This window comes from Gilvirhabdus luticola (assembly GCF_040117515.1).
Classification (GTDB): Bacteria; Bacteroidota; Bacteroidia; order Flavobacteriales; family Flavobacteriaceae; genus Gilvirhabdus; species Gilvirhabdus luticola.
Genome location: NZ_JBEEEN010000003.1, coordinates 113,275 through 135,442 on the forward strand (window position 1 = coordinate 113,275; position 22,168 = coordinate 135,442).

Annotated in this window: 13 protein-coding genes; all 13 read left to right on the forward strand. The window is 33.4% G+C overall.

Translation table 11 applies throughout. From position 1 onward, the window contains the following. Window position 1 precedes the first annotated feature (1 nt). The 13 genes from AAFP94_RS07610 (at window position 2) to AAFP94_RS07670 (ending at window position 22,165) form a co-directional block, all read left to right on the forward strand. Window positions 2–1,081: a carbohydrate-binding family 9-like protein gene (locus AAFP94_RS07610; protein WP_316661942.1), complete on the forward strand. Its 1,080-nt coding sequence runs from the start codon at window positions 2–4 to the stop codon at window positions 1,079–1,081. A gap of 45 nt (window positions 1,082–1,126) precedes the next feature. Continuing rightward, entirely contained in the window at window positions 1,127–2,113 is a 987-nt protein-coding gene (locus AAFP94_RS07615) for a N(4)-(beta-N-acetylglucosaminyl)-L-asparaginase (protein WP_316661943.1), read from the forward strand. Beyond that, window positions 2,114–4,429: a beta-N-acetylhexosaminidase gene (locus AAFP94_RS07620; RefSeq protein WP_316661944.1), complete on the forward strand. Its 2,316-nt coding sequence runs from the start codon at window positions 2,114–2,116 to the stop codon at window positions 4,427–4,429. It abuts the gene before it with no gap. Window positions 4,430–4,530: 101 nt separating this feature from the next. After that, window positions 4,531–6,912: a PSD1 and planctomycete cytochrome C domain-containing protein gene (locus AAFP94_RS07625; RefSeq protein WP_316661945.1), complete on the forward strand. Its 2,382-nt coding sequence runs from the start codon at window positions 4,531–4,533 to the stop codon at window positions 6,910–6,912. 4 nt (window positions 6,913–6,916) lie between these two features. After that, window positions 6,917–8,374, forward strand: coding sequence for a DUF1501 domain-containing protein (locus AAFP94_RS07630; RefSeq protein ID WP_316661946.1), 1,458 nt, complete (start codon window positions 6,917–6,919; stop codon window positions 8,372–8,374). Window positions 8,375–8,381: 7 nt separating this feature from the next. Beyond that, window positions 8,382–9,425 carry an NHL repeat-containing protein gene (locus AAFP94_RS07635; RefSeq protein ID WP_316661947.1) on the forward strand — a complete coding sequence of 348 codons (1,044 nt, stop codon included), beginning with the start codon at window positions 8,382–8,384 and terminating at the stop codon, window positions 9,423–9,425. 65 nt (window positions 9,426–9,490) lie between these two features. Next, window positions 9,491–10,222, forward strand: a complete 732-nt coding sequence (locus tag AAFP94_RS07640) for a chitobiase/beta-hexosaminidase C-terminal domain-containing protein (protein ID WP_316661948.1) — start codon at window positions 9,491–9,493, stop codon at window positions 10,220–10,222. Further along, a complete protein-coding gene (locus AAFP94_RS07645; protein WP_316661949.1) occupies window positions 10,222–12,354 on the forward strand; it encodes an FN3 associated domain-containing protein in 2,133 nt (710 codons plus the stop codon). The genes AAFP94_RS07640 and AAFP94_RS07645 overlap by 1 nt, the downstream gene beginning before the upstream one ends. Further along, a complete protein-coding gene (locus tag AAFP94_RS07650; RefSeq protein WP_316661950.1) occupies window positions 12,348–13,688 on the forward strand; it encodes an alpha-L-fucosidase in 1,341 nt (446 codons plus the stop codon). The genes AAFP94_RS07645 and AAFP94_RS07650 overlap by 7 nt, the downstream gene beginning before the upstream one ends. A gap of 19 nt (window positions 13,689–13,707) precedes the next feature. Next, complete coding sequence (locus AAFP94_RS07655) at window positions 13,708–16,038, forward strand: GH92 family glycosyl hydrolase (RefSeq protein ID WP_316661951.1); 2,331 nt, start codon at window positions 13,708–13,710, stop codon at window positions 16,036–16,038. Beyond that, window positions 16,028–18,292, forward strand: coding sequence for a GH92 family glycosyl hydrolase (locus tag AAFP94_RS07660; RefSeq protein ID WP_316661952.1), 2,265 nt, complete (start codon window positions 16,028–16,030; stop codon window positions 18,290–18,292). Before AAFP94_RS07655 ends, AAFP94_RS07660 begins: the two co-directional genes overlap by 11 nt. Further along, complete coding sequence (locus tag AAFP94_RS07665) at window positions 18,289–19,503, forward strand: PNGase F N-terminal domain-containing protein (protein WP_316661953.1); 1,215 nt, start codon at window positions 18,289–18,291, stop codon at window positions 19,501–19,503. The genes AAFP94_RS07660 and AAFP94_RS07665 overlap by 4 nt, the downstream gene beginning before the upstream one ends. Further along, window positions 19,493–22,165 (forward strand): glycoside hydrolase family 3 protein, encoded by a 2,673-nt coding sequence (locus AAFP94_RS07670; RefSeq protein WP_316661954.1) that lies wholly within the window; start codon window positions 19,493–19,495, stop codon window positions 22,163–22,165. Before AAFP94_RS07665 ends, AAFP94_RS07670 begins: the two co-directional genes overlap by 11 nt. Window positions 22,166–22,168 lie beyond the last annotated feature (3 nt).

Sequence of the window (22,168 nt, forward strand, 5' to 3'; positions counted from 1 at the left end):
TATGCAATTTAAAATTCGGTTTATATGTATTTTAATAGGTTGTTTTTCGACCATAAGTTGTGCGCAATCAAAAACTGAAATTGTACCTAAAACTTATATTGCCTATAAAGCTTTAGAAGAAATAAAAATAGATGGAGATGATTCCGATATATCTTGGAGCAAAGCTCAATGGTCTGAAGCTTTTATTGATATTGAAGGCGTTAAAAAACCAACATACAATACGCAAGTTAAAATGCTTTGGGATGAAACTTATTTTTATATTTTGGCAAAGTTAGAAGAACCACATGTATGGGCTAATTTAAAACAGAGAGACACTATTATTTTTTATGATAATGATTTTGAAATATTTATTGACCCTGATAGTGATACCTTTAATTACTACGAGTTAGAATTAAATGCTTTAAACACAGCTTGGGATCTTTTTGTCTCAAAACCTTACCGAGAAACAGATGGAGTAGTGCTAAATGATTGGGATATTAATGGTTTAAAATCAGCTATTAAAGTTGATGGTACACTGAACAACCCAAAAGACATTGATAAAGGCTGGATGATAGAACTGGCTTTACCATGGTCAGCCTATAAAACATCTTACTTTGAAGACAATATTCCGATAGATAAATTTTGGAGAGTGAATTATTCAAGAGTGAATTGGGAACATGATATTGTAGACGGAAAATATTCAAGAAAGAAGGATGGCAATGGAAAATCTTTACACGAATATAATTGGGTATGGTCACCACAAGGTGTTATTAATATGCACCTTCCTGAAAAATGGGGCTATGTATATTTTTCGTCTAATGTTGTAGGGACGACAGAGGATGTTTTTCAAATACCAAATGATGAAAAAATCAAATGGAAATTGTATCAACTTTATAGGATGCAAAAGCAATACTTTAATAAAAATAAAAAATGGGCAACTTCTATTGACGAGTTATTAGTTGACAACACTCTAATTGTAGACAATAATGCTCTCGAACCTATTTTAGAGAATCATAGTACAGGATGGAGCATAACTATTAACAGCCCATTTTCTGATAAGCAATTGATTATTGAACAAGATGGTAATTTCATAACTAAATAAATTGGAATTTATTAGAGTTTTAACAAACATGGAAAATTTAAACAGATGAAAAATACTTCAGTTATTTACTCATTGTTTTTTGGATTACTTGTTATAACTATTGGATGTAATAATAAAGAAAACTCTAATAATAATCATACAAGACAAATCACTAAACCTATTGTTATATCCACATGGAATCATGGATTACCTGCCAATACTGTAGCTTGGAAAATTTTAAAGAATGGAGGAAGAGCTTTAGATGCAGTTGAGCAAGGTGTAAGGACTGCTGAATCTAACCCTAATGTACAGACGGTTGGTTTTGGAGGATTTCCTGATAGAGAAGGAAAGGTAACCTTAGATGCCTGCATTATGGATGAAAATAATAATTGTGGATCAGTAGCTTTTTTACAGAATATTATGCATCCAATTTCTGTTGCTCGTAAGGTCATGGAAGAAACTTCCCATATAATGTTAGTTGGAGATGGAGCTTTGCAATTTGCGATTGAGCAGGGCTTTGAAGAAGAAGATTTACTTACGGAAAGATCTAAGAAGGCCTATGAAGAATGGTTGGTAAATTCAGACTACAAGCCTGTTATTAATATTGAGAATCACGATACAATAAGCATGTTGGCGTTAGATGAAAATGGGAATTTATCGGCCGCTTGTACTACAAGTGGTGCAGCTTGGAAAATGCACGGACGTGTTGGAGACTCTCCAATAATAGGAGCTGGATTATTTTTAGATAATGAAGTAGGAGCTGCAGCAGCTACAGGTTTAGGCGAAGCTGTTATAAGAACTTCTGGAAGTGCAATGGTTGTTGAACTTATGAGACATGGAAAAACACCTTATGCCGCCTGTAAAGAAGTGGTTGAAAGAATTTACGAATTGCATAAAAAATTGGGAGAACTGGAAAATTTACAGGTAGGATTCATTGCCTTGAACAAATACGGAGAGTATGGTTCTTATTGCTTACGTCCAGGATTCAATTATGCCATTCAAAGTAACAATATAGATAACGAATTAATCGATGCCGATTTTAAAATACAATAAATGAAACTAAATACTCTAATATTCGCATTTTTCCTTTTTGCATTTTCTTGTTCAAAACCTAAAATATATACAGAAAATGAAATTCAAATTATTCCAAAGCCTGCAAATATTGAAATTAAATCAGGCACATTTCAGCTTAAGGATAACACAAAATTTGTTGTTTCAAATAATGAACAAGCCGAAATAGTAAATGTATTTTTAGATTATTTGAAACAATCAACTGGCTGGAACACAGAGATTGTTGAGACTGTTCCGCAAAAAAACTATATACAATTTATTGAAGATGAAAATTATAATGACGAAGCATATAATTTATCAATCACAAGTAACTATATCATTATTACAGCAAAAGGAGAAGCAGGTTATCTATATGGGCTAGAATCTCTTCGCCAGTTGTTGCTACCAGAAGTGGAGAGTTCTAATGTTGTAACAGACGTAGATTGGGTTGTTCCTAATCTTGAAATTAAGGACGAACCTCGCTTTAAGTATCGTGGCTTAATGTTGGATTTGTCAAGGCATTTTTTTGGTAAGGATTATATCAAAAAAACTATAGATCGTCTGGCCATGCACAAAATGAATGTTTTGCACTTACATTTGGTAGACGATCAAGGTTGGCGTATAGAAATAAAAAAGTATCCAAAATTAACAGAGATTGGGTCGTGGAGAGTAGACCAAGAAGATAAGCATTGGAATGCTAGAGAATCAGTTTCATCAGACCAAAAAGGAACTTACGGAGGGTTTTTAACCCAGGAAGACTTAAAAGAAATTGTAAAATATGCACAATCTAAAAATGTGGATGTTATCCCTGAAATTGAAATGCCAGCACATGTAACCAGTGCTATTGCATCCTATCCACACTTATCCTGTTTTGGTAATCATGTTAGTGTCCCCTCTGGAGGCGTTTGGCCACTTACAGACATTTATTGTGCAGGTAAAGAAAGCACTTTTGAATTTTTGGAAAATGTCCTGTTGGAAGTTATGGATATCTTCCCATCAAAATATATTCATATAGGTGGTGATGAAGCAACTAAAACGAATTGGAAAAAATGTCCTCATTGTCAAAAAAGATTAAAAGAAGAAGACCTAAACAATGTTGAAGAATTACAGAGTTATTTCATAAAGCGTATGGAGAAGTTCATCAATTCTCATGGTAAGAAATTAATAGGATGGGATGAAATTTTAGAAGGAGGCCTTGCACCTGATGCAACGGTTATGAGCTGGCGTGGTGTAAAAGGTGGTATAGAAGCTGCAGAACAAGGCCATGATGTTATTATGACACCTGGAACGCATTGCTATTTTGACCATTATCAAGGGCCTCAAAATCATGAACCTCTTGCTATTGGCGGATTTACACCGTTAAGTAAAGTATATCAGTTTGATCCAGTTGTAGAAACCATGAATGAAGAAGAAGCCAGTCATGTTTTGGGCGGTCAAGCCAATTTATGGGCCGAATATATTCCTACAGAATCACATTCAGAATATATGATTTTTCCTAGGCTTGCTGCATTATCTGAAACACTTTGGAGTCCTAAAGAAACTCGAAATTGGGAAGATTTTTCAGAACGTATCCAAACTATGTTTAAGCGTTATAAGTTTTTAGGTATAAATTATGCCAAAAGTAGTTATATGGTAACAGTAAATACTGAAATTGATATTGAAAACCAAAACGTTAATTTAACACTTCAAAATGAGTATCCAAATGCAGATATTCGTTATGTGCTAGGTGATAAAGATTTAAATTTAGAAGCTCCAAAATATAGTAATCCTATTAACCTTAATGAAACAACCATAGTCAAAGCTTCGTTATTTAAAGACAATAAACCAATAGGAAATTCTTTGATTGATACTATTAAATTTCATAAAGCAGTTGCGAAAAAAGTAAAATATGTTACTTCTTATAGCGAGAGATATTCTGGTTCTGGTGAATTCAATATGACAAACACTTTGAGAGGTACTAAAAACTTTCATGACGGAAAATGGCAGGCTTGGCTTAATCGTGATATGGAATTAATTATCGATTTGGATTCACTACAAAAAATTCATCAGGTCAAAGTTGGTTCAATGGAAAATCAAGGGCCTTCTATTTTCTTTCCAACGGCTGTTATTGTTTCAATTTCAAATGATGATGAATCTTATCAAGAAGTTGGAAGAATTGATAGAGATTTTGCCCAGAATTCCGAAATTGAGTTAAAGGATTTTACAATAGATTTTTCTGAACAAGAAGTGAGATTTATTAAGGTAAAAGCTATTAACCTAAAGAATACTCCAAAAGGAGGTGGTTCTTGGTTATTTGTCGATGAAATTTTAATCGAATAATCTGTTTTACATTACAAATTATTAAGCTTTTGTGAAATGTTATTCGTCGAAAAATTTTCAGATTAAGATTTATTATATTTATCATTAATAAAATTCTTAAAATGTTAAAGATTAAGGACATAAAATCATTTAGGCTAGTCCTTTATTTTATAATACCTTTTGTATTGCTTCTTTGCATAAAGTATGTTTTTGCAAAATCTAATGAGAATTATCAATCAATCAATGAGAAATTTTCTGGAGTAGTGGTTTCAAAAACCGAAAATAAAGAAGAATTTCAACTTCCAGATTCGATAGATTATATATTTCATGTAAAGCCTATTCTTTCAGATAGATGCTACTCTTGTCACGGACCAGACGAGAATGTTCGAGAAGCTGGTTTGAGACTAGACACAAAAGAAGGTGCTTATGCAGCTATTGGAGAACACCTAGACAAATATGCTATAGTTCCTGGCAATACTCAATTAAGTCAATTGGTATTCAGAATAAATTCTGTGGACGATGAAAAAAGGATGCCACCAGTAACATCCAATTTAGTTCTTACAGAGTATGAAAAACAGTTATTGACAAAATGGGTAGAACAAGGTGCTGTTTGGAAAGATCATTGGGCTTTTGTGCCTCCTGTAAAAAAAGATTTACCTAGAATTTCCAATCCTGAATTAGCCAATAACGAAATAGATTATTTTATTGTAAAAAAATTAGAAGAAAACAATCTTAAATTATCAAGTCGTGCAAAGAAAGAAAAATTAATTAGGCGAGTATATTTTGATTTAATAGGATTACCACCTACTTTACAAGATATAGATGCATTTTTAAATGATTCTTCAAAGAATGCTTTTGAAAAGATTGTAGACCGATTATTAAATTCGCCTGCTTATGGCGAGCATATGGCTTCCAATTGGCTAGATGTTGCAAGATATGCCGACACTCATGGTTATCAAGATGATTTAGAACGTGTTATGTGGCCTTGGCGTGATTGGGTAATTAATGCCTTTAATAGAAATTTATCTTATGATGAATTTATAAAATGGCAACTTGCTGGTGATTTACTTCCAAACGCAACACTAGAACAAGTTTTAGCAACAGGTTTTAATCGAAATCATAAAATAACCCAAGAAGGTGGAGTTATTGATGAAGAATATCGTGTTGAATATGTTTTGGATAGAACCAATACAACGTCCAAAGCTTTATTGGGTTTAACAATGGAATGCGCCCAATGTCACGATCATAAATTCGATCCTATTTCTCAAAACGAATATTATAGTTTTTATAGTTTTTTCAATAAAGTAGATGAGAAAGGTAGAATAGAATATGATGAAATTCCAGAACCAAATATAACCATAACTCAAAAGGAAATTGAAGCCGCATTATCTTTTGTTCATTTACCAGATTCTATAGATCAGGTAAAATTAATGATCATGAAAGATAACGCCTTAGAAAGAAAATCTTTTGTACTAAAACGTGGAGCATATGACGCTCCAACAGAGGAGGTTGAACCAAGTACCCCAAGCATGATTTTACCTTATTCAGAAGAGTATCCTAAAAATAGATTAGGTCTTGCCGATTGGCTTTTTGATGACAATAATACACTTACATCTCGTGTAGCTGTAAATAGATTATGGCAACAAGTATTTGGTGTTGGTATTGTTTCCACGAGTTCAGACTTTGGAAATCAAGGAGCTTTACCAACACATCCGGAGCTATTAGATTGGTTGGCAGTTACCTATCGTGAAGAAGGATGGGATACCAAGAAAATGCTGAAGTTAATGGTCATGTCCAGCACATATCAGCAATCTTCCAAAGTAACCCCAGAGTTGTTAGAAATAGACCCAGAAAATAAATTTTTAGCAAGAAGTTCTAGAGAGAAGCTTACTGCGGAAATGATTAGGGATAATGCCTTGAAGGTTAGCGGATTGTTAGTTGATAAAATTGGAGGTCCGAGTGTGAAACCTTACCAGCCAGAAGGCCTTTGGGAAGAAACCACTTCAGGTCAAGGTCTTACAAAATATATTATGGATACGGGAGAAAATCTATATCGAAGAAGTTTATATACATTTTGGAAACGTACTGTTCCACCTCCTGCAATGATGACTTTTGATGCAGCGACAAGAGACTTTTGTTCAGTTAAACGTCAAAAAACTAGCACGCCTTTACAAGCACTAGTTATGTTGAATAATCCACAACTAATTGAGGCTGCAGAAATTTTAGCTCTTCATACTTTAAATGAAGAATCATTGACTGATGAGCAACGTATTGAAAAAATTTTTAGAAAAATAACATCGCGTAAGCCCAATGATTCCGAATTGAATAAATTGATGAACTTCATTCAGGAAAACTCTAATGAAGTTGATGAAAAAGCACTTGAAAGAATGAACAAAATACTGTCAAAAGAAAATACAGGGTATGAAACAGCAAATAGGTTGTATGCATTTTCTAAACTTACGACGTTAGTTTTCAATTTGGATGAAGCCATTGTAAAAGGATAAAACCATGGAAGAATTAACAAAACATTTTATCAATAATAATAGACGACAGTTTTTGCAAAAATTTGGTTTAGGTATTGGAGGTTTAGCTGTTGCATCAATGCTTGATCCATTTTCATCGTTAGCAGCATCACCAGAATCCTCTTTAGCAAATATTAAATTACCTCATTTCGCACCAAAAGCAAAACGTATTATTTATTTGTTTCAAAGTGGTGGACCATCTCAATTAGAATTGTTCGATTATAAACCTTTATTAAATAAAATGCGAGGTGACGACTTACCAGATTCTGTAAGAATGGGGCAACGACTTACTGGTATGACTTCAGGACAGGAAAGTTTTCCTTTGGTAGGCTCTAATTTTAAGTTTGATCAATATGGTCAATCTAGAACATGGGTAAGTAATTTAATGCCATATACGGCAAAAATTGTAGATGAGTTATGTTTTATAAAGTCCATGCATACAGAAGCCATTAATCATGATCCAGCTATAACATTTTTTCAAACAGGTTCACAACAAGCTGGAAGACCGAGTATGGGTTCATGGATGAGTTATGGTTTAGGAAGTTTAAATAATAACTTACCAACATTCACGGTATTATTGTCAAGAGGAACAGGCAGACCATTTTCGCAACCTCTTTATTCAAGACTTTGGGGCAACGGTTTTTTAAGTTCATTACATCAAGGTGTTCAATTTCGCGCAGGAAAAGATCCCGTGTTATATCTTAAAGACCCAGAAGGGATGTCGAGATTAGAGCGAAGAATGATGCTCGACTATATAAGTGAGTTAAATCAAAAACAAGAAGAAGAGTTTGGCGACCCTGAAATCAATACACGAATAGCCCAATATGAGATGGCTTATCGCATGCAGACTTCAGTTCCAGAAACAATGAATATTGAAGACGAACCAGAACACATTATTCAGATGTATGGTGCTGATTGTACGATTCCAGGCACTTATGCAGCAAATTGTTTATTAGCAAGACGTTTGGTAGAAAGAGATGTAAGGTTTGTACAACTATATCATATGGGATGGGATCAACATGAGAACTTACCTACGCAAATTGAAAAGCAGGCCAAAGATGTTGATCAAGGCACTGCTGCATTAATAATGGATTTAAAACAACGTGGTTTGTTGGAGGATACCCTAGTGATTTGGGGTGGCGAATTTGGAAGAACAAATTACAGTCAAGGTACTTTGACTGATGTAAATTATGGAAGAGATCATCATCCTAAATGTTTTACCATGTTTATGGCTGGTGGAGGTGTAAAACCGGGCTTTAGTTATGGTGAAACGGACGATTTTGGATATAACATTGTAAAAGATCCAGTTCATGTTCATGATTTACAGGCAACAATGATGCACTTAATGGGTATTGACCATACAAAGTTTACATTTAAACATCAAGGTAGAAGATTTAGACTAACCGATGTTTCCGGTCATGTAGTGAATGATTTATTAATATAGCTGTTTAATGAGTCGTAGAAAATTTTTAAAACAATCCTCTTGTTTAACTTTTGGGATTTTAACCTATCCAGCCTTCAGTAGTGCATTTTCATTTGATAGTATGAAAGATGTTGTTGTTGGACATAAATCTCATAAATATAAAGTTAATATGGACTGGGGAAATTTAAATCCTTTAAAAACACCTGTAAAGGATTGCCATGAAATTGTTCAGGATTCAAAAGGAAGAATAGTTCTATTAACCAATCATACTAAAAATAACATCATTATTTATGACAAGTCAGGTAAATTATTAGAAACTTGGGGTACTAATTATCCAGGTGCGCATGGTCTTACATTGCTTAAAGAAAATGGTGAAGATTTCTTATTGATTACAGATTATGAGAGGCACCAGATAATAAAAACAACCATAGATGGAAAGGTCATATTTGAGTTAAATTACCCTTCAGATACTGGAAAATATAACAATAAAGAAGAATTTAAACCAACAGAAACCACAGTTCTTGAGAATGGCGATTTTTATGTTGCCGATGGGTATGGTAACCAATATATTACGCACTACAATCATAAAGGCGAATTGTTAAATATATTTGGAGGTCGAGGTACTGAAAATGGACAATTCTTAAATGCTCATGGTATATGTTACGATAATCGCGATAAGAATAATCCGTGTTTATTGATTACTGCTCGAGAAATGAATATCTTAAAAAGATTTAGTCTTGACGGCACATATTTGTCCTCTATAAAAGTTCCAGGAGCCTTGATTTGTCGTCCGGTAATTCATAATAATGATATTTATTTTGCTGTTTTAAAATCAAAAAATTCGCCAAATAGTGATTCAGGGTTTTTATTAATTATGAACAAAAACAATGAGGTGGTGTCATGTCCTGGAGCAACTGCACCTTCGTATAATAATGATCAACTGGAAGAATTGTACCAAACCATTAGATTATTTAAACATCCACATGATGTATGTATTGATGAAGATGATAATGTTTATGTAGCACAATGGAATTCAGGACAAACATATCCTATAAAACTGGTTAGGGTATGAAGAAGAATTGTATGTTATTACTTGTTATCTTAATTTGTTTAAGTTGTAAAAAAAGTAATCAAAATATGTTTTTACAACAAGAAGATATTAGTCTTGTACAACCTAGAATAGAGGTTCCAAATACAATAATAGATTCTTTTGTTAGTCTTCATGTAAAATCTGGCATGGAAGGAATAGAAATCTATTTTACTTCAGATGGAAGTGAGCCAACAACTACATTCTTTAAATATGAAAAGCCATTAACAATATCTGAACCTGGAACCTATAAGTTTAAGTCATTTCACCCAGAATGGAAATCTAGTGAAACAACTTCAATAACATTTTTCAAGAAAGGGCATCAGCCAAAAAATATTTTATGGAATTCAAAACAAAATGAAAAATACAGTGGTCAAGGACCTTTGACTTTAATAAATCAAAAAAAAGCTGCTTTACCTTATAGTAATTTAGAATGGGTTGGATTTGATTCCATTGTAAATGCAGAAGTTTTTTTTAATGAAAAAACATTCATTAAAAGTGTTGATATAGGTTTTTTAAGTGATGTGCAGTCATGGATTTTCCCTCCAGCTAGTATTACGATAATACCAAATGGTTCAAGTAAATTAGAAGATAAGATTTCAGTTCAATTAACTGAATTGGAAGGACCAAGATTAACCGAAATGAAGAATTTAAACATAATAATAAATAAAGAAATAAACTCTCTACGTTTAGAAATAGCAAACATAGGGTCCATACCTGATTGGCATGATGGTGCTGGAAGTAAAGCATGGTTATTTATGGACGAGTGGATTTTTAATTAATGAACAATATTCTAAAAAAATATGGTGTTACAATTTTATTGCTTTTTGCATTATTAATTATAATAGTTGCAAAAATCGGTAATTTAGATAAAACTCCTAAAGTCGTATTAGTTTTAGGTAGATTTCATTTGTTATTATTGCATTTGCCTATTGGAGCTTTACTGATTACTTTCTTTTTAGATATTATTGGAAGAATAAAGAAAGATTATCCATCACAGATCATTAAATATGCACTTGGATTTACAGTTTTTTTTGCCATAATAACATGCATATTAGGATACTTCTTATCACTTCAAGGAGGTTATGGCGAACGTATTTTGAATATCCATTTTTGGACTGCCATGGTAACTGCACTATTAGCCAGCGCATTGTTTATTCTATCCCTAATGACTTCAAGAAAAGCGAAAAGAATGGTGCTTCCGTTTTTCATCATAACATTTATAAGTATTAGTGTTACAGGTCATTATGGAAGTATATTGACACATGGCGAAAACTTTCTGACAGAGTATGTAAGTATTTCAGAAAAATTAGAAACTGTCGAAGTTGTTGATAGTTTAAAACTATATGAAAATGTAATAGCAAGAATTTTGGATGACAAGTGTATTCAATGTCATAATGCTACTAAAACTAAAGGTAAATTATCCTTAATTTCAAAAGAGACCATATTAAAAGGAGGCGAAAGTGGAGAAGCTATAATTATTGGTAATGCCGAAGAGAGCCTTTTGTATAATCAATTATTATTACCAGAATCAGACAAAAAGCATATGCCTCCTAAAGGGAAGCCTCAATTAACAACAGATGAAAAATTACTCATCAAGCATTGGATAGATGGAGGAGCTGATTTTGAAGGTTATATAGGAAACCTTTCCAAGAACGATACACTAAAAAACATTTTAAAGAAATATTTAGTATTTGATAAAACACCAATTAAAAAAGCATCTGTATATGACATAGATCAAATCAAGGGTGCCGGTTTTATGGTTAAGGAAATGGGAGTTGGAGCACCAGAGTTAAGCATTAAATATAACCAAAAGGAAATTGAAAAAAGTGCAGTCAAAAAACTTTCTAATTTAAAAGATCAAATTGTAGAACTCGATTTAAGTAATACTAATTTATCTGATAACATGACCAGTACATTAAGAAAGCTTGAAAATTTAAAAATGTTAAGGTTAGATAACACTAAAATATCAGATAAAACGCTCCAGTACATTACTAATTTAGAGCATCTTGAAACACTTAATCTATTTAATACTTCTATCACTGACAATGGTCTGGAAACATTGTTGAAGTCTGTCAAACCAAAGCATATTTATTGTTGGAAATCTAATGTTGGTAAAGAAACATCGTTGAGATTGCAAAAAACATATAATATCGAAATCCATAATGGAATAAATAATGATTTTGTTGAAGAGACAAAATTAAAACTGCCTACTATTACACCAAATAATACGTTTTTTACTGATTCCATTACTTTAAATTTTACTTCTAACTTAAAAAATGCCGAATTGCGATATACTTTAAATGGAGAAATACCAGACTCAACCAGTGTTCTTTATTCTGAAGGAATTAAAATAACAGAAAACACCAATTTAAAGGTAAAGGCTTTTAAAAAAGGTTGGTTGCCAAGTGATGTATTAGAACGTGATTTTTTTAAAATAAAACATCAGGTCACAAACTATATAATAAAAAATAAGCCTGACCCAAGATATCCTAATGCTAATAAATTGTTTGATCTAGAGGAAGGCAGTACAGCATTTAGGGATGGAAAATGGACAGGTTATCTGGGTTATGATGTGGATACTACTATTGATTTAGGATCAGAAAAAGTGGTCAATAATATTTCAATTAACTGTTTGGAAAATGTTGGTAATTGGATATTATTTCCAACCAAAATGATTGTATACGCTTCGTTAAATAAGGAAGCTGAATTTGAAAAGGTAGGAGAACTGATATTAAATGAAAATCCAAAAAATAATACAGAATCTAGTATAAAAAGATTTACATTAAATATCAATAATACAGAAGCGCAATTTTTTAAAATAATAATTAAAAATCTAGGGGTTTTACCTACTTGGCATGAAGGTGCTGGCAATGCTTCATGGGTTTTTGTAGACGAAATATTTTTATGGTAACAAAAACAAATAACAAATTAATAATAGTATTACTTTTTTGCTTTTTCTTCAACAGTGTCCATTATGGTCAAAATCAAGAACTGTCTAAAGAAGAACGATTGGAATGGTTTCAAGATGCTAAACTAGGTATTTTTATTCATTGGGGTATATATGCCGTTAATGGTATTGACGAATCATGGTCTTTTTACAATGGTTATATTACATATCCGGATTACATGGAACAATTAGATGGGTTTACTGCAAAAAATTACAATCCTAAAGATTGGGCAAAACTAATTGCAGAGAGTGGCGCAAGATATACTGTTATTACTACAAAGCATCATGACGGTGTGGCACTTTGGAACAGTAAACATTCTGATTTAAATGTTATTGACAAAACTCCAGCAAAAAAAGATGTTATTACACCTTTTGTTGATGCTGCTCGTAAAGAAGGTTTAAAGGTTGGGTTATACTATTCTTTATTAGATTGGTCACATCCAGATTATCCCAATTTTTTGAGAAACAAAAAAAGATATGACCAAGATGATAAAAGATGGAACAATTTTACAAAATTTAATTTTGGTCAAATCAAAGAGCTTACAAAATATGATCCAGATTTGTATTGGTTTGATGGCGATTGGGAGCAGTCAGCCGAAAAATGGAAAGCCAAGGAAATGAGAGAATTGCTGTTAAAAGAAACGCCCAATACTATAATCAATTCTAGACTTCAAGGATATGGTGATTATGCAACGCCAGAACAAGGTGTTCCTATAACTAGACCCGATAGCAACTATTGGGAACTTTGCATGACCATGAATGATTCTTGGGGTTTTCAACATAACGATAAAAATTATAAATCTGTTAATCAGCTCATTCGTATTTTGGTAGACTGCATTAGTATGGGTGGAAATCTACTTTTAGATATAGGTCCTAAAGCGGATGGAACAATTCCACAAGAACAGATAGATATTTTAAAAGGAATTGGTAGATGGACAAACAAGCATAAAAGTGCAATCTACGGAACAAGAGCAGGTATACCATTCGGACATTTTAATGGGTATACGGCTTTATCAAAAGACAAAACCATTTTATATCTCTATGTGGATAATAAACCCAATGGACCATTACTAATTAAAGGTTTAAAAAACAAGGTTAATAGAGCTTGGGTAGTCGGCAATGGTACTAAATTGTCAACCAAAGTAATCAGCAAATTATACTGGAGTGATGTGCCAGGCTTACTGTATATAGATTTACCAGAGGTAGTACAAGACAAAGACGTTACAGTGATTGCTATTCAGTTGGATGGAGAAATAGATCTGTATCGGGAAAAAGGTCAGGTTATAGAAAGTAATTAATACGATTCAAAATATTATAATGAAGCAATATCTATTTATTACGATTTTAATGATATTAATATTATCATGTACTCAACCAATCAAAAAAGATAAAATAGAAAAAGAGGTACAACAATCCAATTTAACAGATTTTGTAAATCCTTTAATGGGCACAGATTCTAATTATAGTCTATCAAACGGGAATACTTATCCAGCCATAGCAACACCTTGGGCCATGAATTTTTGGACACCCATGACTTCAAAAATGGGAGATGGTTGGACCTATAAATATGATGCGAATAAAATAAGAGGAATAAAACAAACACACCAGCCTAGTCCATGGATAAATGATTATGCGGCTTTTTCTTTAATGGCTGTTACTGGCGAGTTAAAGTATCAGGAAGACGAGCGCGAATCATGGTTTTCTCATAAGGCAGAAACCGTAAAACCCTATCATTATTCGGTCTATTTGGCAGACTATGATGTAACTGCAGAGGTAACACCAACAGAAAGGGCATCGCAATTTCAATTTACCTTTCCAGAATCTAATGAATCCTATATTATATTGGATGCTTTTTTTAAAGGTTCTATGGTTAAAATTATACCTGAAGAACGGAAGATTATAGGTTATTGCAGAAATAATAGCGGAGGTGTACCAGACAACTTCCACAATTATTTTGTTGCAGAATTTGATAAAGATTTTGTAACAACTCATACTTGGAGTGATAATTGGCAATTAATAGAAAATTCAACCAATAATGAAGGAGAGCATGTAGGAGCGATAATTGGTTTTAAAACAAAAAAGGGTGAAGAAGTCCATGTAAAAGTTGCCTCATCATTTATCAGTCCAGAACAAGCACAGTTAAATTTGGATAGAGAAGTCGGTAATGACTCATTTACTGAAACTAAAGAAAAAGCAAAACAAGCTTGGGAAAAAGAGCTCAATAGAATTCAAATTGAAGACAATAATGTAGACCATATAAAAACATTTTATTCCTGCTTATACAGGGTTTTACTTTTCCCTAGAAAGTTCTATGAGATTGATAAAGAGAACCAGATTGTTCATTACAGCCCATATAACGGTAAGGTTTTACCTGGATATATGTTTACTGACAATGGGTTTTGGGATACGTTTAGAGCAGTGTTTCCATTTTTTAATTTAATGTACCCAGAATTGAACAAACAAATCATGCAGGGATTGGCCAATACATACAAAGAATCTGGTTGGTTGCCTGAATGGGCAAGTCCTGGTCATCGTGATTGTATGATTGGATCAAATTCAGCACCAATAATTGCTGATGCTTATTTAAAAGGGAATGTTAATGAAAGTGATGTTGATATTCTTTTTGAGGCCATAATAAAAAATGCCAATGTTGCCGATGGAAGGCCTGTAAATTCTGTAGGTAGAGCAGGTTTAGAATATTATAACACGCTAGGTTTTGTGCCATATAATGTTGACATAAATGAAAATGCTGCAAGAACTTTAGAATATGCCTATGCCGATTTTACGATTGGAAAAATGGCAGATAAGTTGGGTAAACAAGATGTTGCCGAAAAGTATTTGAAACAGTCCATGAATTATAAAAATCTTTTTGACCCTTACACAAACTTAATGCGTGGAAAAAATGAAGATGGAAGTTTTCAAACGCCATTCAATCCCTTAAAATGGGGTGATGCTTTTACAGAAGGCAACAGCTTACATTATACTTGGTCTGTTTTTCATGATGTGCAAGGATTAATTAATTTGATGAGCGGCAATAAACAGTTCATAGATAAGCTTGATGAGGTTTTTACTATGCCGCCAGAATTTGATGAATCTTATTACGGACATGTAATTCATGAGATAAGGGAAATGCAAATTGCCAATATGGGAAACTATGCTCATGGTAATCAACCCATTCAACACATGATTTATTTATATAGTTATGCTAGCGCACCATATAAGACTCAAAAAGCAATTAGAGAAGTACTTACAAAATTATATACTGCGACTCCAGATGGTTACTGCGGTGATGAAGATAATGGTCAAACTTCAGCTTGGTATGTATTTAGCTCTCTTGGTTTTTATCCTGTTACTCCTGGTGTAAACCAATACGTTATTGGTAGTCCACTGTTCAAAAAAGCAACACTTACTTTACAAAATGGAAATACTTTGGTTATAGAATCAAAAAACAATTCTGAAGAGAATTATTACATACAATCATTGACATTTAATGGGAAGCCATATCAAGACAGTTATTTAACTTTTGAAGAGATCCAACAAGGTGGAGTATTAGAATTTGTTATGGGAGATGCACCAAACAAAACTTGGGCAAGTAAACCAGAGAATGCTCCTTTTTCTTTAAGTAAACCATCTAACAATGTTCAATAAAACTATATCAGTTGGAATGAAAAAAGAAGCTAGTAAAATTGTAGGTGTACTATTAGTATTGGTTTTTGTTTGTGCAATTGGTAATACTCAAGAGCCAGCTGATTATGTGAACCCTTTTATTGGTACATCCAATTTTGGGGCTACTTTTCCTGGGCCGATTGCTCCAAGAGGAATGGCAAGTATTAGTCCGTTTAATGTTGCAGGACCTCAAAATTTACCTTTAGAAAAAGATAGTAGATGGTTATCTAACCCATATGTTCATGAAAATACATTTTTAACAGGTTTTAGCCATGTTAATTTGAGTGGTGTAGGCTGTCCAGACCTTGGAGTTATCTTACTGATGCCAACAACAGGCCAAGTAGAAACCGACCATTTAAAATATGGCACAACATATTCTAATGAAATTGCTAAAGCGGGTTATTACAGTAACAATTTAGACAAGTATAACATTAAGACAGAATTAACAGCTTCAATAAGAGTTGGTGTTAGTAAATTTTCTTTTCCAAAAGGACAGGCCAATATTTTGTTGAATCTTGGTTTGGGACTTACTAATGAGGAAGGAGCAATGGTAAAGGTTGTATCGCCGACAGAAATAGAAGGAATGCGCACCGTAGGTTCATTTTGTTATAATAATCCAGAGTCAGCATATCCCGTATATTTTGTTGCAAGATTTTCAAAAGCTGCTGAAAATTTTGGTGTTTGGAAAAGGCCTTCAAAATATGATGGCGTTGAAGCAGAGTGGATGACATATAACGGAAAAACGCGTTTGATGGAAAATGCTACCAGAATGGTTGTTGGTGCTAGCATCGGAACTTATTTTTCATACAAATTTGATCAACCTGAAACTGTGGAGGTAAAGATTGGTGTTTCGTACGTAAGTATTGAAAATGCACGTGAAAATTTAGAGAAGGAAACTGCAAATAAATCATTCAATACTATTTATGAAGAAACCTATAATAAATGGAATAACTTACTTTCTAAAATTCAGGTAGATGGAGGCAGCAATGATGATAAAATAATATTTTATACTGCTTTGTACCACACTTTAATCCATCCAAATACTCTTAATGATTTTAATGGCGAATATCCTGAAATTAAAACAGGTAAAATTGGCAAAACACAAGGAACAAGATATACCGTTTTTTCACTTTGGGACACGTATAGAAACCTTCATCAATTAATGTCATTGGTATATCCACAACAGCAATCAGATATGGTTAAAAGTATGTTGGACATGTATGATGAAAACGGATGGCTCCCAAAATGGGAACTCAATTCAACCGAGACTTTTACTATGGTTGGAGATCCTGCTAGTATTGTAATTACAGACACTTATCTAAAAGGAATTAGGGACTTCGATATTGTTAAGGCTTATAATGCTATGTTGAAAAGTGCTGACCAAATTGAAAACAACCCATTAAGGCCAGGACTTGAAGAGTATATCAATTTAGGATATTTAACAACAAATTTTGGCGGCTCTGTTTCTACTACAGAAGAATACAATGTTGCCGATTATTCCATTGCATTGTTAGCAAAATCACTTGGTAAAGATGATGACTATGTGCGATTCAAAAACCGCTCTATTTCCTACAGAAAATTATTTGATAAAAACTTAAATCTGTTGCGTCCAAGAAATCCTGATGGTAATTGGTACGAGCCATTTGTGCCAGAAGCTGGAGCCAATTTTACTAAAAATGTTGGTTTTATTGAGGGCAATGCGTGGCAATATGCATTTATGGTGCCTCACGATATTGAAGGTCTAATAAAAATTATGGGAGGAAAAGAACCTTTTACTAAACAATTACAAAAAGTTTTTGATACGGATCAATTCGATATGGCAAATGAACCTGACATTGCATATCCGTTCCTATTTAATTATATAGAAAGTGAAGAGTGGAGAAGTCAAAAAATAGTTAAAGAATTAGTTCAAAAATATTTTCAAAACAAGCCTGATGGTCTTCCGGGCAATGATGATACAGGTACTATGTCTGCATGGTTGGTCTATAGTATGATGGGTTTTTATCCTATTTCACCAGGCGAGCCCTTATACACCATCACTGTACCATTGTTTGATAGAGTTACCATTGCATTAGATTCTAAATATTATAAAAAAAAAGAACTGGTTATTGAAAGAGCAGGAAATCCAAACGGTACAATTGAAAAGATTTTATTAGATGAAAGACCTCATAAAAGTTTTTTTATTTCTCATGAAGAACTCGTCAATTCCAACACTGTTAAAATTATTTTAAAATGATAAAAAGAATTTTTAAACTTATTTTGAAGCAAATAAAAGATGTTTTTTTCTTTTTTCTGTTTGCGACATTTTGTTATACTGTGAATGCACAGAATGAGGTATTTTCTGAAGTATTTAAAAACCAGCTTATAAATTTTGGAGGTGAGATCGGCACAGACCCTGAAGCCAACCGTTTACAAAATGGACGTATAATTTATAAGAAAATAACGGTGCCAGAGTTTCCAAATGGTACAGATGTAACCTTAAAATTAACTGTTCGTTCCAATGGTGATCGTTGGGATAAATCTGGTTCTTGCTTTGTAGTGACAGACCATAATCAAATTTCTGTTATTAATGTGTCAAAAGGTGAAAAACAGTTTCCAGATGGGTCTTGTATTGAAGAAAAATTTAAAGGCGTAAAAGCTACAAAGAATTACAAACCAGCTTTAGAATTACTTCGGTTCATGACGCCTTTTGGTGTTGGCCATTACAGTAATGAAACAGGAAAGCATAGAAAACCTGTTTATATACCAAGTTGGGAAAAAGAAGTGGTTTGGGAAAAAGATATATCTAATTTAACAAAAGAAGTAACAGGAACTTTTTATGTAGGTGTTTGGATTGATACTTGGACTAAAGAAGGTTATAGCGTCGATTTAAGTTTCACATATTCCAATAGACCATTGAAGTCAGTAAATATATTGCCTTTAGTAAATACAATTCCTTATGTTGAAGGGCAAAGTTTGCCAGATTTTTTTGCCATTACCTCTTTAGAAAGCACATTTAAGTTTGATAATGATGTTAAAAATGTAAAGCTTTTTTATATAACTACTGGACATGGAGGCCATTCAGGAGGCGACGAGTTTATTAAAATTAGGAATAAAGTTTTTATTAATAACGAATTAAAACTAGATACCATTCCTTGGCGTGACGACTGTGCCTCATTCAGACGCTTTAATCCTACATCTGGTGTATGGTTAAAAAAGGATTCTGCATCTTATATAGATTTTGAAGCCCAAACCTATAAAATCAAAATGATCGAAGAACGTATAGCATCTTCAGACCTTTCAAGGTCGAATTGGTGTCCAGGATCATCAGTAGATCCATATATTGTTGATTTAGGAGATTTTACGTCAGGAGAGCATTCTATAAAAATTACTATTCCAGCAACATTAGCTTCTGAAGATAAATTTAATCATTGGTTGGTTTCAGCCTACTTAACCTATGAAAATTAATATGTTTATTAATATTAAAAAAGGGATATTTTTTTTAGTACAAATTGTTTTTATCAGTTCGATTTGCCATTCGCAAGACAATATATATCCTTATCAAGACAATTCTTTACGGATAGAAGAAAGGATTAGTGACTTACTTAATAGAATGACTTTAGAAGAAAAAGTTCGTCAAATGGATATGTATAAAGGCGAATTTTTTAAAGATGATGTAAACTTTTCCTCTCCTAAAGCAAAAGACAAAATTGGAAACCTTGGTGTTGGTGCTATTCATGATATTTATCCACCTTCAGCTAAAATGATCAACGATTTACAAAAATTTGTGATCGAAAATAACAGATGGGGAATTCCAGCACTTATCATGTGTGAAATGCTCCATGGCTATACAGGAGAAGGAGGTACTGCTTTCCCAATGAGCATTGGTCTAGGAGCAACTTGGGATACAGAATTAATGCATAAAGTAGGCCATGTTATAGGAACAGAAGCGCGAGCCCACGGAGTTCATTATGGATTAGGGCCTGTTCTTGGGGTAGGTCGTGAACCTCGTTGGGGAAGAGTGGCTGAAACCTTTAGCGAAGATGCTTATTTAGCTAGCGAAATTGGTTTAGCAATGATATCTGGAATACAAGGAGATACTTTGGCTTCAAACAGTGCCATTATTGCAGAGCCAAAACATTTTGCCGTTCATAGTTATCCACAAGGAGGCGGAAATTCATCTCCTGTAATTGTTGGTGAACGTACAGCTAGAGAAGATTTTCTACCAGTTTTTGAAAAAGCGTATCGAAAAGGAGGAGCTTTAGGTGCAATGTGTGCTTATTCTGAATTAGATGGTATTCCTTGTGCAGCAAACAAATGGTTGTTGACGGATGTTTTAAGAGATGAATGGGGATTTAAAGGTATTGTCATATCAGATTTGGGTGCTATAAAATATATTCAAACAGATCATTATGTTTCAGACTCTCCGAAAGAAAGTATTAGACAGGCAATTACAGCAGGAGTAGATATGCAATTTTATGACTTCTCTAATGAGTTCTGGCAACAAACCATCATAGAACTTGTAAATGAACAAAAATTGACGATGGAACACATAGACCGTGCTGTAGGTGGAATTTTAAGACTTAAAATGACATTAGGCTTGTTTGAAAATCCTTACACTCAACAAAAATTAATTGACGAAAGATTTCATTCCAAAGATCATCAAGAAATTGCTTTAGAAGCAGGCTACAAGTCCATATGTCTTCTAAAGAATGAAAATAACATTTTACCATTAGAGAAGAACATAAAAACTATAGCTGTAATTGGACCAAATGCTGATGCATCAAGATTAGGTGGCTATTCTGTAAGAAATAAAGTCGCAACAACCGTTTTGGAAGGTATTAAACAAGTTGTTAGAAATGGTACAAACGTACTTTATGATGAAGGAGTTCCTCTAATTGTTAAAGGGCAAATAATTCCTTCGTCATGTTTAATGACACCAGATAAGTTACAGCAAGGTTTAAAAGCTGAATACTTTAACAACATGAATTTAGAAGGCGAATCAGCTTTAGTTCGAACAGACGAGCAATTGGAATTCGATTGGCCTTGGTCTCCAGGTGAAGGTGTAAATGATGACCAGTTTTCCGTTCGCTGGACAGGCTATCTTAAACCTACTGAATCTTTTGATGGATGGCTAGGGTTGAGTTCAGATGATGGGATAAGAATGTGGGTTGATGATCAACTAGTAATTGATAATTGGAAAAAAGGAGCTACAAATATCATCACATTTCCTATGAATTTTGATGCAGAAAAATACTATAAAATTAGGATTGAAATGTGGGAAGGAGGTTGGGGAGCTCGTGCTCATTTACGTTGGAACTTGAAAAAGGTCGATATGCAGCCTGCTATAGACATTGCAAAAAAAGCTGATATAGCTGTTGTGGTTATTGGCGAATCCAATGAGTTGGTGGAAGAGAATAGGGATGTTGCCACTTTAGATTTGCACGGCATGCAATTAGAATTAGTTAAGAATATAAAAGCAACTGGAACACCTGTGATTTGTGTGTTATTAAATGGTCGTCCAATTTCAATAAATTGGATACAGGAAAATATTCCTGCAATTTTAGAAGCATGGTTTCCTGGTGAAGCTGGTGGAAAGGCAGTAGCCGATGTGCTTTTCGGTGATTACAATCCGGCTGGACGATTACCAATAACCTTTCCAAAATCGGTTGGGCAGTTACCAATTTATTATAACCAAAAACCTTCAGCGATACACAGATATGTAAAGGAAAGTGATAAACCTTTATACCCTTTTGGTTATGGTTTAAGTTATACAACTTTTAAATATTCCAACTTGCGATTAAGTACTAAAAACATCCAAACAGACGAATCGATATCTGTTCATGTTAATGTATCCAATATAGGAAATTTAGATGGAGATGAAGTTGTACAACTTTATATAAATGATGTGTATAGTAGTGTAACAACACCAAAAAAGACCTTAAAAGGATTCAAAAGAATTAGTATAAAAAAAGGAGAAACGAAGGAAGTATCTTTTATATTAACTCAAGATGAACTTGCAATATGGGATAGAAACATGAAACGAACGCTCGAACCTGGAGAGTTTGAGGTTATGATTGGAGGTAACTCTGTAGACTTAATAAAAACAAAATTTAATGTAATTGATTGAGTA